The sequence below is a fragment of the Streptomyces sp. NPDC047072 genome, from assembly GCF_040643855.1.
Taxonomy (GTDB): Bacteria; Actinomycetota; Actinomycetes; order Streptomycetales; family Streptomycetaceae; genus Streptomyces.
Genome location: NZ_JBEYVC010000013.1, coordinates 106,735 through 118,176, shown reverse-complemented (window position 1 = coordinate 118,176; position 11,442 = coordinate 106,735). Strand labels below are relative to the sequence as shown.

At 69.9% G+C, this 11,442-nt stretch carries 9 protein-coding genes and 2 tRNA genes; 3 read left to right on the top strand and 8 right to left on the bottom strand.

What is annotated here, in order from left to right:
- The 3 genes from ABZ896_RS08800 to ABZ896_RS08790 form a co-directional block, all read right to left on the bottom strand.
- Positions 1 to 87: BTAD domain-containing putative transcriptional regulator (locus tag ABZ896_RS08800; RefSeq protein WP_360924122.1), on the bottom strand; the 87-nt coding region annotated here is incomplete at its 3' end.
- 469 nt (positions 88 to 556) lie between these two features.
- The gene (locus ABZ896_RS08795) at positions 557 to 1,648 is read right to left on the bottom strand and encodes an LCP family protein (RefSeq protein ID WP_360924110.1); all 1,092 of its coding nucleotides are present in this window, start codon (positions 1,646 to 1,648) and stop codon (positions 557 to 559) included.
- A 197-nt stretch (positions 1,649 to 1,845) separates the two neighbouring features.
- Positions 1,846 to 1,918 (bottom strand) — tRNA-Ala (locus tag ABZ896_RS08790).
- A gap of 142 nt (positions 1,919 to 2,060) precedes the next feature.
- Between ABZ896_RS08790 and ABZ896_RS08785 the strand changes: the two genes are divergently transcribed.
- Together ABZ896_RS08785 and ABZ896_RS08780 are read left to right on the top strand one after the other, a co-directional pair.
- Positions 2,061 to 2,609 (top strand): DNA-binding protein, encoded by a 549-nt coding sequence (locus tag ABZ896_RS08785; RefSeq protein WP_030215388.1) that lies wholly within the window; start codon positions 2,061 to 2,063, stop codon positions 2,607 to 2,609.
- A gap of 245 nt (positions 2,610 to 2,854) precedes the next feature.
- On the top strand, positions 2,855 to 5,155 hold the full coding sequence (locus tag ABZ896_RS08780; RefSeq protein WP_360924107.1) for a protein kinase: 2,301 nt from the start codon (positions 2,855 to 2,857) through the stop codon (positions 5,153 to 5,155).
- A 102-nt stretch (positions 5,156 to 5,257) separates the two neighbouring features.
- On the opposite strand, the gene ABZ896_RS08775 is transcribed toward ABZ896_RS08780, so the two are convergent.
- Complete coding sequence (locus tag ABZ896_RS08775) at positions 5,258 to 6,694, bottom strand: hypothetical protein (protein ID WP_360924104.1); 1,437 nt, start codon at positions 6,692 to 6,694, stop codon at positions 5,258 to 5,260.
- 215 nt (positions 6,695 to 6,909) lie between these two features.
- On the bottom strand, positions 6,910 to 7,038 hold the full coding sequence (locus ABZ896_RS08770; RefSeq protein WP_003999697.1) for a DLW-39 family protein: 129 nt from the start codon (positions 7,036 to 7,038) through the stop codon (positions 6,910 to 6,912).
- 339 nt (positions 7,039 to 7,377) lie between these two features.
- Here ABZ896_RS08770 and ABZ896_RS08765 point away from each other — a divergent pair, with 339 nt between their 5' ends.
- Positions 7,378 to 7,686 carry a DUF6344 domain-containing protein gene (locus tag ABZ896_RS08765; RefSeq protein WP_360924101.1) on the top strand — a complete coding sequence of 103 codons (309 nt, stop codon included), beginning with the start codon at positions 7,378 to 7,380 and terminating at the stop codon, positions 7,684 to 7,686.
- A 191-nt stretch (positions 7,687 to 7,877) separates the two neighbouring features.
- On the opposite strand, the gene ABZ896_RS08760 is transcribed toward ABZ896_RS08765, so the two are convergent.
- From ABZ896_RS08760 to gyrA, 3 genes are all read right to left on the bottom strand, one after another.
- Positions 7,878 to 7,954 (bottom strand) — tRNA-Ile (locus ABZ896_RS08760).
- A gap of 75 nt (positions 7,955 to 8,029) precedes the next feature.
- A complete protein-coding gene (locus ABZ896_RS08755; protein ID WP_360924098.1) occupies positions 8,030 to 8,794 on the bottom strand; it encodes a DUF3566 domain-containing protein in 765 nt (254 codons plus the stop codon).
- 18 nt (positions 8,795 to 8,812) lie between these two features.
- Positions 8,813 to 11,410, bottom strand: a complete 2,598-nt coding sequence (gene gyrA / locus ABZ896_RS08750; RefSeq protein WP_360924095.1) for a DNA gyrase subunit A — start codon at positions 11,408 to 11,410, stop codon at positions 8,813 to 8,815.
- Positions 11,411 to 11,442: the final 32 nt, after the last annotated feature.

Genomic DNA, 11,442 nt, shown 5'->3' with positions numbered 1-11,442 from the left:
TCCCAGTTCGGTGCGGAGCACCCGGTGGCCGTCCCGGTACACCCGTAGAGCCTCCGCGCGGCGCCCGCAGCGGTGCAGGGCCGCCATGAGCAGGCTCCCCGCGCCTCGCCCTTCCTCCTTAAGCCCCGTCACCCCCCGCTCTCCGCCTCACGCCTCTCCGGTCTTCTGCCCCTCGCCTCTCCGGTCTTCTGCCCCTCGCCCCTCCGGTCTTCTGCCCCTCGCCCCTCCGGTCTTCTGCCCCTCGCCCCTCCGGTCTTCTGCCCCTCGCCCCTCCGCCGAACTTCCCAGCCCCACGACACCCTCGCACCCCGCACCCCGCACCCCGCACCCACAGAGGACCTCAGCTCCAGCGCCCGCCATGCGCCAGTTCCCGCCCGCCGCCTTCAGCCAGGCCCCGGCACCCCGGCACCCCGGCACCCCGAGGAGACCCCAGCTCCGGCGCCCGGCATGCGCCATGCTCCTGCCCGCCGCCTTCCACCAGGCCCCCGCACCCCCGCCTCCAGGCCCCCTTCGACAAACCCCGGCCCCCACCCCACCCACCGACACCCCCGCCCCATCACCCGCACCCCAACGTCCACCCCCGCACCGCCACCGTCGCCGCGAAGCGCGGTGGGTCCGTCGGGCGGTTTCTGGAGTTACGGGGCGTCAGGGGCCGGTCGTCACGGAGCTTGGCGAAGACTTTGGCCGCCGCGCCCCGGTCCCAGCGCAGCGTGGAACCGACGCCCCGGATGTTCGCGTTGAAGCCGTTGACCGGCACCGTGGTGAACTCCGTGGCCGACGGCGGCAGTTCGGTCAGCACCCGGGCGAGCGAGGCCAACTCCTCCGCACTGAAGCCCTGGTCGACCTTGACCGAGCCCAGCAGCGTACGACCCACCCGAACCAGCTCCGGCACATCCCGCAACCCCTGCTCGGCACGCACCTTGTTCAGAACGGCGACCAGAAACCGGTGCTGCCGCTGGATCCGCCCGAGATCCGCGGACCGGTCGGTCTTACGGGACCGTACGTACTGCAGAGCCTGCCCCCCACCCAGATGATGACGCCCGGGAGCAAGCCGCAACTTCGTCGCCGCGTCCCGCAACGGCCGGGCCGTACACACATCGACCCCGCCCACAGCGTCCACGGAATCCATGAACCGCCGGAAGTCCACCTGGAGATATCGGTCCACGCGCACCCCCGTCAGCGCCTCCACGGTCCGCACCGACAGCTTCGCCCCACCCTCCGCGTACGCCGCGTTGATCTTCGCCCGGTGCTCCGGCACCCAATCGCCCACCCGGTCACGGTGCCGGGGGATCCGGGCGAGGGAGTCACGCGGCAGGCTCACCACGCTCACCCGGTCCCGCCTCGCGGAGACGTGCACCAGCATCAACGTGTCCGCGCAGTTGCAGGCCGCCCCGCCCGCATGGAACCGGCGCTTCTCCGCCCGCGTGATGGTCTTCCGGCCGTCGGTGCCCATCAACAGGATCGTGGTGCCCGCCCCGGCCCGCGGCCGCGCGGCCCCACCCTCCGACTCGAACGCGGCCACCCGCCCGACGGGCGCCGCCAGCGCGCTCGCGGCGTCCACCGCCACGAAGGGCGTCGTCGCCAGCAGGACCAGGGCCGCCACGGCGACGGCTCTGCGGGGAGCGGGCGAGGGCTGCTGCACGGTCATCGTCCGTCCTCTCGACGCCGACGGCGCCAGGAACTATGGCAAATAATCAACTTTCTTCACAGTTACTCCACATGTGACGCGCCAATCAGACATTCCCACAAGATCGCCCATAAGGTCCCACCCGCCGAACCCTCGGCACGACCACGCCAAAAACCCCTCCGACCTGCGTTTCCACAGGTCGAAGGGGTGGTGAGAAGTGGAGCCTAGGGGAGTCGAACCCCTGACATCTGCCATGCAAAGACAGCGCTCTACCAACTGAGCTAAGGCCCCGCGACGCAGACCAGAGTACCGGGTCATCCCGGGTATCTCGCAAAAAGATTGGGGGTCCCCGTGAACGACCACTCTCCGTAAGATGCTCCGCGTGGTTCGCTGTCGCGAACCACGATTCTTGGGGAAGCGATGGGGAGACGCAATGGACGCCGCACAGCAGGAAGCGACCGCAAGAGCGCGGGAGCTTCAGCGGAACTGGTACGGAGAGCCACTGGGGGCGCTCTTCCGTAAGCTCATAGACGACCTCGGCCTCAACCAGGCTCGTCTCGCGGGGGTACTGGGACTGTCCGCTCCGATGCTGTCACAGCTGATGAGCGGCCAGCGGGCGAAGATCGGCAATCCCGCCGTGGTCCAACGGGTGCAGCTGCTGCAGGACCTGGCGGGGCAGGTCGCGGACGGCAGCGTCAGCGCGGCCGAGGCGACCGAGCGGATGGACGAGATCAAGAAGTCGCAGGGGGGCTCGGTGCTCAGCAACACCACGCAGACGACGAGCAGTTCGGGAGCGCCGACGGTCAAGCGGGTCGTCCGCGAGATCCAGTCGCTGCTGCGCTCGGTGGCCGCCGCCGGCGACATCATCGACGCCGCGGACACCCTCGCCCCGACCCACCCGGAACTGGCAGAGTTCCTCCGGGTCTACGGCGCCGGCCGCACCTCCGACGCCGTCACCCACTACCAGTCCCACCAGAACTGAACCGTCCCCCGGTCGCCGAAGGGGGTTCGGCGACCGGGCCGACGAGCGGGACCGGCGAGCGACACGGGCAGCACGAGGGGGTCGTGCCGCTCACCGGATCCCACCAGGGGTGATACGCGGGGGCGCGTCACCCGCCGCGCAGGGCACGGGGCCGTATCTCTCATCCAGGAGGCCACGAGGGGTCGTATCGCTCGTCCGGGGGGAAGCAAGGGGGGTAGGCGCAGGGGGAGGAGCGACGCACAGCCATGGGTGAGGTGTTCGCCGGCCGGTACGAACTGGCCGACCCGATCGGACGCGGAGGCGTCGGCGCGGTCTGGCGCGCCTGGGACCACCGACGTCGCCGCTATGTGGCCGCCAAGGTCCTCCAGCAACGCGACGCGCACTCCCTGCTGCGCTTCGTCCGCGAACAGGCCCTGCGGATCGACCACCCCCATGTCCTCGCGCCCGCCAGCTGGGCCGCCGACGACGACAAGGTCCTCTTCACCATGGACCTGGTCTCCGGCGGCTCGCTGGTCCACCTCGTCGGCGACTACGGCCCCCTGCCACCCGCGTTCGTCTGCACCCTCCTCGACCAACTCCTCGCCGGACTGGCCGCGGTGCACGCCGAAGGCGTCGTCCACCGTGACATCAAGCCCGCCAACATCCTTCTCGAAGCCACCGGCACCGGCCGCCCCCGGCTGCGGCTCTCCGACTTCGGCATCGCCATGCGGCTGGGCGAACCGCGCCTGACCGAGACCAACCTCGTCGTCGGCACACCCGGCTATCTCGCCCCCGAGCAGATGATGGGCGCGGAACCCGACTTCCCCGCCGACCTGTTCGCCGTCGGCCTCGTCGCCCTGTACCTCCTGGAGGGCGCCAAGCCCGACGCCAAGGCACTCATCCAGTACTTCGCCGCCCACGGCACCCCGGGCGCGCCCAAGAGCGTCCCGGACCCGCTGTGGCAGGTCGTGTCCTCCCTCCTCCAGCCGGACCCCCAGGCCCGCTTCCGCACCGCCACGGGCGCCCGCAAGGCCCTCGCCGCCGCCCGCGAACTCCTCCCCGACCCCGCCCCCGACGACGACCAGATCGAGATCTTCGACCAACTCGGCCCCCTCCCCCCGGGCTTCGCCCCCGAGGGCCCCCTCAAACGGGCCCCAGGAGTAGACCCGACCACCACCCACCAGCCCCACCGGGGGAGAGGCGAGGAACCGCCGAGCGGGCCCGTCGGCGCCAGCGGCAGCGGCGGCACACTCGGCGGGAGCGTCAGGGCTGCTGGAGTACCGGGAACACCAGGAGCGCCCGGAACGCCGGGGACCGACTGGGCGACCGGAGTACCGGGCCCGAACTGGTCGAGCGGGGCCGTCGGAACTGACTGGGCACCTGGATCGCCGGGAACCGGCCAGCCACGCGACACAGGCGAGGCCGACAGACCAGCGGGAGCACCTGGAGCAGACAACGCCGCTCGTGCCGACCAGGCAGCTACACCCAACTGGCCAACCGGAGCTGACCTGGCAGGCGGAGCAGACAAGCCCGGCAGTGCGGGTGGGCAAGGTGGGCTCGCCTGGCCCAGCGAACCCGGTGGACCGACACCCGGGGCTTCCGGGAAGCACGGAGTACCTCCTGGTGCCGCGGAGAACCCTGGCCGACCAAGCAGCTCCAGGAACGCCCACGGCTGGCCGACGGGCCCCGAGGAGAGCCACGACTGGCGGGCCGAGCCCAAGGAAGACCACGACTGGCAAGCTCAGCCCGAAGTAAGCCCTGACTGGCACGCTCAGCCCGAGGAAAGCCACAGCTGGCCGTCCGGACCCGAAGAAAGCGTCAGGCGTCCCTCGGAACCTACCGAGGGCCACCGGCAACCCCCCGCACCCGGCGCAGCCCACCCCCTCTCCTCTCAACCAGGCGGCGAAGCAAGCGGGTTGGCTCCCCACGCCGGTGAACAGGGCGCCGATTCCTGGCCCGGCGGCTCCCACTCGGGCTCCTCTTCCTGGTTCGGCGATTCCGGCGCAGACCGGCCCGCCGGGGACGCCCCCTCCCCTCCCGGAGCCACGCCGTTCACCCCTGGATCCACGCCACCGGCTCCAGGAACCCCGCCGTTCCCCTACGGGACCGCCCCGTCCTCCGCCCCCACGCAACCCCCCTCGACCTCGGACACCGGCAGCTTCCACCTGCCACCCCCGCAGTCGCAGTCCACCGACTCCCGCACCTCCCAGCCCCCCACGCCTCCGCAGCACCAACCACAACAGCCCTACCAGCCCCACCCCCAGGCCCAGCCCGCCTACACCTCCCCCTACGACCCCTCGCACCCCACTCACGTCCTGCCCTCCCCCCACCAACACATCCCGCACTTCCCCCCTCAGACCCCGACACCCGACTCACCCCGGCCCCAGCCCCAACACGGCGACACCTCTACTGCTTCGTACACCGCTCAGAGCCCGCAGGTTCCACTCTCACCACCACGAGTCCACCGAGCCCGCCGCCCCGGCCCGCCCGCCAAGGTGGCGATCCCCCTCCTGCTCCTGGCCCTGGCCTGCTACGCGGTGGGTTTCTGGGCGCTGACCCAGATCTGAAAACACGAGAAACACCGAGCCGGACCTCGCCGGAAAACACCAGCCCGCACTCAGCCACAACCGCAGCCGCAGCCGCCGAAGGCCCCCGAAACACCCGGCCCGCTAAACCCCCGCAGCCCTCCGCCGCCCCACAACCGTCCACACCCCGAGAACCACCAGCACCAACGTCCCCACGCCGATCCCCCCGGCGGCCACCAGCCTCATCCCGGCGTCCCCGCCACCACCCCCGGCACCCCCGGCACCGCCACCTCCAGAGGCGACCCCACCCCCCGGCCCCAACCCCGCCCCCGCACCGTCCGCCCCGAAAATCCCCGCCGGCTTCGCCTGCCCCGCATACCCGGGCCCGCCCGTCGCCTCCCCCGCAACCCGCACATGCAGCGTCAGATCGAGCGCCCCGTCACCGAACTCCTCGCCCACCCGCTCCGCGAGATGCACGACGAGGTAGTACGCCCCGGCGAACCGCATCCCGTTCACCCGGTCGGGAACGGCGTACCGGTTGGCGTACTCCACCGGCGGCAGTACCGCGAGCGTGCCCGACTTCTGGCTGCCGCTGTAGCTGAGGTTCGTATCGTCGACGAACTCCCGGACAGGGTTGTACAGGGACACGTTCACGGCACTCGCCACGAACCCGGCACCACCCGTACCGGAGGAGCCGGAAGTACCGGAGGCATCCCCATCGGACGCCCCACCCCCCGAACTCCCCACCTCAGCCGTGGCGTACAGCTGCTGCCCCCACCCGACCGGAACCTCGTAGAACAGGGTCTGCCCAGGCCGTACGTCGTCCCGCCAGACTCCCTGTCCCAGCGCCGCCGCCGAGGCGAAGCCCGCACCGCCCGGCCGCCGCGTCGCCTCCCCGGCCGGCGGCTCGGGGGTCGCGGAGTCCCAGGCTCCGGGCGAGCTCGTGGAGACGGCCTCCTTGAGCCGCGGCTCCAGCACGGGCGCCAACTCCAGTCCCCAGTCGCCCGAGGACGACTCGGGCCGCCGCATCCGCTCGACGACGACGTAGTACGTACCGGCCTTCTGGCACGACGACCGGTCCGACGGCAACTCCCGGACACCCCACGCCGTAATGGGCCGCGGACTGCGGCCGGCGCCGATGCTGACGCTGTCCACGGAGCAGGAGCGGCTGTCGGCGTCCTGCAGGAAGATCCGGACGCCGTCCGTGGCGGAGACGGTCGTACCGGCCGGGGGCACGGCCGTGGCGGAGACGTACACGGTCGACGAGGCGTCGAGTTCGAGCCGGTAGTAGACCTTGCCGTCGCCCGGCAGCGAACTCCGGTACGTCGTCCCGGCCTCCAGGTCTACGGCGTCCCCCGTGCCCTGCGCCCCCACGACGGACGGGGCGTTCGCGGCGAAGGAGTAGGAGGAAGCCGACCCGGACGAGGAAGGCGACGAGGACGGCGACGCCGTGAAGGCGGCGGAGCCCGGCATCCCGGCCGCCGAGGCGTACGCCCCCGGCAGGACACCGTGCAGGGCACCGTACGCGCTCAGGACCGCACCCACGACGGCCACCCGCCACCACGCCGTACGCCGCCGCATCCCGCGCCATCCCTCCGTACCCGCGCCCCGCCCCGGCCACCCCTACGACTGTTCTACGACCATCAGGGCATGGCCCATCCTGCCCCGCAGGACCTCACCCCACCCGCGCAATCCGCGCACCTGTCCGAAACGCCAGGGCCGCCCACCCGTTCCGGGCAACACAAAACCCCGACCGCAACCACGGCCGGGGTCTGTTCAGAATCGGATGTCGGTACTCACGAACCCGTGGGCACGGAGTCAGTCGCCTCCGTCCACAGATCCTGCTCGGCGCGATCCGCCTGGATCTGGCGGTACACGAGGAGCCCGCCGATGGCGGCCAGTGCGACCAGGAGAAGCTTCTTCACCGCGCGACCTCGTCTTTCCTTGACGTAGGGGACCTCTGGCGCCCGACTATACACACCGACCGAGACCGATCGGTGACCTGCGTCCGGCCCTCAATTGCCGCCCGGAAAAGCCCAGTCGAAGTGGAAGACCGAGCTCCGATCAGAGGGTGATCACACCTCCACGGACGGTCACTTTGGGCGCCCTGATAGCTCTTCTTCCCATTAACGCCCATCTTGCACCCATCCGAGTGGTGTTCATCTGAAGATCGACGCGCCACAGCCGTCGGTCCGTGATTTCGCGAGGCTCATACACATCATGAGGAAAGTACGCAAATCGCCCAACCCGAAAGTGAGGCAATCATGGGCCGCAACCAGGTCATGAAGCTGTGGACCGCCGTCATCACCACCCTCCTCGCGCTGTGCACGACGCTCGGACTCATCACGACGACCGCCGCCGCGGCCGTACCGCAGACCGAGCAGACCCGCAACAGCGCGCCGGCCTCCCTGACGCACCCGGAGGCGTCGCAGCCCCTCGGAGCCCACGCCAGGTCCCTGCCGCCCACGATGAAGCAGCGCATCCGGGCCGAGGCCCACGGCAAGACCCCCAGCTGCCGGCACCACGGTCTTCCCGAGACGGACGCGGCGGCCGACCCGGCGACCGAGGCCTGAAGCCCCGCCGACGCAGCCGACCCTCTCCGGATGTGAGCCGACGTACACCGTGAGCAGAAAAGAAAGAACGGACCGTCCCCCACGCGCGCGGACGACTCACCGACCTCTCACGGAGTTTCCCGGCGGCATCCACCCCAATGGCCACCACAAAAGCAAAAACCCCCAGCCGTTTCTGACCGAGGGTTCTTCGCTGGTGGGGCTAACAGGATTTGAACCTGTGGCCTCATCCTTATCAGGGATGCGCTCTAACCAACTGAGCTATAGCCCCGCCGCGCTCTGCGGGGTGGGTCCCGCGCGCTGACTCCTGAAGGTTAGCGCACGACCTGCGCAGTCCCAAAATCGGTTACTCGTCCTCGGCCAGCGTCAGCTCGACGCCGCCGACGAAGCCCGCGGAGAGGTTGTAGATGAACGCGCCGAGCGTCGCGAGGGCCGTCGCCAGGATGACGTCGATGACCGCGATGATCGCCGTGAACGTCAGGACGTTGGGCAGGGAAAGGAACGCCTGGAGGTCGAAGCCGTTCGACTCGTTCGAGCCGGTCGCCTCCGAGATCGTGCCGCCGACCGTCGAGAAGACGCCCATCGCGTCCATGACCATCCACAGCACCGCGGCCGCGACGACCGTGCAGATGCCGAGCGCGATGGAGAGCAGGAAGCTCACCTTCATCACCGACCACGGATCGGCCTTGGCCACCCTCAGACGCGCCTTGCGGGTACGCGGCGTGGTCCGCGCACCGGTCCGCGGCAGCCGAACCGCACCGGCCGCGGCGGGAGCCTGCGGCTGCGCCTGCGTCGGGTAGGCCTGCGGCGGGTGGTACGGCCCGGCGGGCTGCTGCGGCTGCCGTTCCCCCGGCAGCGGAGAGGCCGCGGGCTGCGGGTGGGCCGCCCCCTGCGGAGCCGCGGCCGGCTGGACCGGCGACTGGGTGTCCTTCGCAGCTCCCCCCTGGGAGCCCTGCGTCTCCGGCTTCGCCGGCGGCTTGATGGCCTTCAGCTGCGTGGTGTGCGTGTCTGTCGCACCCGCGGCGGAGCCACGGCCGCCGCCGTCCGTCTCCGGACCGGGGGACGACCCGGTGGAGGTACCGGCCGATCCGGCGCCCGTGGCTCCGCTCACGATGACTCTCTCCTCGTGCTACTCGGCCGAGGGTGCCTCACCCTCGTCCGTGCCGATGGTCGTGGCGACACCCTCGACGGTCTCGTCGTCGGCGACATCGCCGTCGACCTCCTCCGCCTCACGTCCCGCCTCGGCGTTACGAGCGATGCCGACGACGGCATCGCGCTTGCCCAGGTTGATCAGTTGGACGCCCATGGTGTCACGGCCCGTCTCCCTGACTCCGCTGACTCGCGTACGAATCACACCGCCGGACAGCGTGATGGCGAGGATCTCGTCGGTCTCCTCGACCACCAGCGCTCCGACGAGCGATCCGCGGTCCTCCACGATCTTGGCGGCCTTGATACCGAGGCCACCGCGACCCTGGACGCGGTACTCGTCGACAGGGGTGCGCTTCGCGTACCCGCCGTCCGTAGCAGTGAACACGAACGTACCGGGTCGAACAACATTCATCGAGAGCAGCTCGTCTCCCTCGCGGAAGCTCATGCCCTTGACACCCGAGGTGGCACGGCCCATGGGACGCAGGGTGTCGTCCGAGGCGGTGAACCTGATCGACTGAGCCTTTTTGCTGATCAGAAGCAGATCACTGTCCGCCGAGACGAGTTCGGCTCCGATCAGTTCGTCGTCCGAACCGTCCTCGCGCTCACGCAGATTGATGGCGATGACACCACCGGAACGCGGAGAGTCGTAATCCTTCAGTGACGTCTTCTTCACCAGGCCCGCCTTCGTGGCAAGAACCAGGTAAGGAGCCGCGTCGTAGTCGCGGATGGCGAGGATCTCGGCGATCGCCTCGTCCGGCTGGAAGGCCAGCAGGTTGGCGACGTGCTGTCCACGCGCGTCACGTCCGGCGTCTGGCAGCTCGTAGGCCTTGGCGCGGTACACACGGCCCTTGTTGGTGAAGAAGAGCAGCCAATGGTGGGTCGTCGAGACGAAGAAGTGGTCGACGATGTCGTCTTCCTTGAGCTTCGTCCCGCGCACGCCCTTGCCGCCGCGCTTCTGGGCGCGGTAGTCGACGGTCTTGGTGCGCTTGACGTAACCGCCGCGCGAGACCGTGACGACGATGTCCTCCTCGGCGATCAGGTCCTCGATGGACATGTCGCCGTCGTAGGGCACCAGCATGGTCTTGCGGTCGTCGCCGTACTTCTCGACGATCGCGGCGAGTTCGGCGCTGACGATGGCGCGCTGGCGCCCCGGCGAGGCGAGGATCTGGTTGTACTCGGTGATCTTCGCCTGGAGTTCGTCGTGCTCCTGGATGATCTTCTGGCGCTCCAGGGCGGCGAGCCGGCGCAGCTGCATCTCGAGGATGGCGTTGGCCTGGATCTCGTCGATCTGCAGGAGGTCCATCAGGCCCGTACGCGCGATGTCGACCGTGTCGCTGGCGCGGATCAGCGCGATGACCTCGTCGATGGCGTCCAGGGCCTTCAGGAGGCCGCGCAGGATGTGCGCCCGCTCCTCGGCCTTGCGCAGCCGGAAGCGCGTACGGCGGACGATGACCTCGATCTGGTGCGTCACCCAGTGGCGGATGAACGCGTCCAGGGAGAGGGTCCTCGGTACGCCGTCGACGAGCGCCAGCATGTTGGCGCCGAAGTTCGACTGGAGGTCGGTGTGCTTGTAGAGGTTGTTCAGGACGACCTTGGCGACCGCGTCCCTCTTGAGCACGATGACCAGGCGCTGGCCGGTGCGGGAGCTGGTCTCGTCGCGGACGTCCGCGATGCCGCCGACCTTGCCGTCCTTCACCAGGTCGGCGATCTTCTGCGCGAGGTTGTCGGGGTTGGTCTGGTACGGCAGTTCCGTGACCACCAGGCACTGGCGGTTCTGGATCTCCTCGACCTCGACGACCGCGCGCATGGTGATCGAGCCACGGCCCGTGCGGTACGCCTCCTCGATGCCCTTGCGGCCCACCACCAGGGCGCCGGTCGGGAAGTCGGGGCCCTTGATGCGCTCGATGAGGGCGTCCAGGAGCTCCTCGTGGGAGGCCTCCGGGTTCTCCAGGTACCACTGGGCGCCGGCCGCGACCTCGCGCAGGTTGTGCGGCGGGATGTTGGTCGCCATGCCGACCGCGATACCGGCCGAGCCGTTGATCAGCAGGTTCGGGAAGCGGGCCGGCAGGACGGTCGGCTCCTGGGAGCGGCCGTCGTAGTTGTCCGTGAAGTCGACGGTCTCCTCGTCGATGTCACGGACCATCTCCATCGACAGCGGCGCCATCTTGCACTCGGTGTAGCGCATGGCGGCCGCCGGGTCGTTGCCCGGGGAGCCGAAGTTGCCGTTGGAGTCCACCAATGGCATGCGCATCGACCACGGCTGGGCGAGGCGCACCAGGGCGTCGTAGATCGAGGAGTCGCCGTGCGGGTGGTAGTTGCCCATGACGTCGCCGACCACGCGCGCGCACTTGTAGAAGCCGCGCTCGGGGCGGTAGCCGCCGTCGTACATCGCGTAGAGCACGCGGCGGTGGACGGGCTTGAGGCCGTCCCGGACGTCCGGCAGCGCACGGGACACGATGACGGACATCGCGTAGTCCAGGTACGAGCGCTGCATCTCCGTCTCGAGCCCGACGGGCTCGACACGCATCGCGACTTCGCCGCCCTCTTCAGGGGTGAGGGGAGTGTTCTCGTCGGCCATTGCTGGTGAAGATCCTTCCTGGTGCGGTCAGC

Bases quoted from the DNA above. Each gene is read 5' to 3' on its own strand.
- ABZ896_RS08780 (WP_360924107.1), top strand. From the start codon at position 2,855: ATGGGTGAGGTGTTCGCCGGCCGGTACGAACTGGCCGACCCGATCGGA.
- ABZ896_RS08795 (WP_360924110.1), bottom strand. From the start codon at position 1,648: ATGACCGTGCAGCAGCCCTCGCCCGCTCCCCGCAGAGCCGTCGCCGTG.
- ABZ896_RS08785 (WP_030215388.1), top strand. From the start codon at position 2,061: ATGGACGCCGCACAGCAGGAAGCGACCGCAAGAGCGCGGGAGCTTCAG.
- ABZ896_RS08765 (WP_360924101.1), top strand. From the start codon at position 7,378: ATGGGCCGCAACCAGGTCATGAAGCTGTGGACCGCCGTCATCACCACC.
- gyrA (WP_360924095.1), bottom strand. From the start codon at position 11,410: ATGGCCGACGAGAACACTCCCCTCACCCCTGAAGAGGGCGGCGAAGTC.
- ABZ896_RS08775 (WP_360924104.1), bottom strand. From the start codon at position 6,694: ATGCGGCGGCGTACGGCGTGGTGGCGGGTGGCCGTCGTGGGTGCGGTC.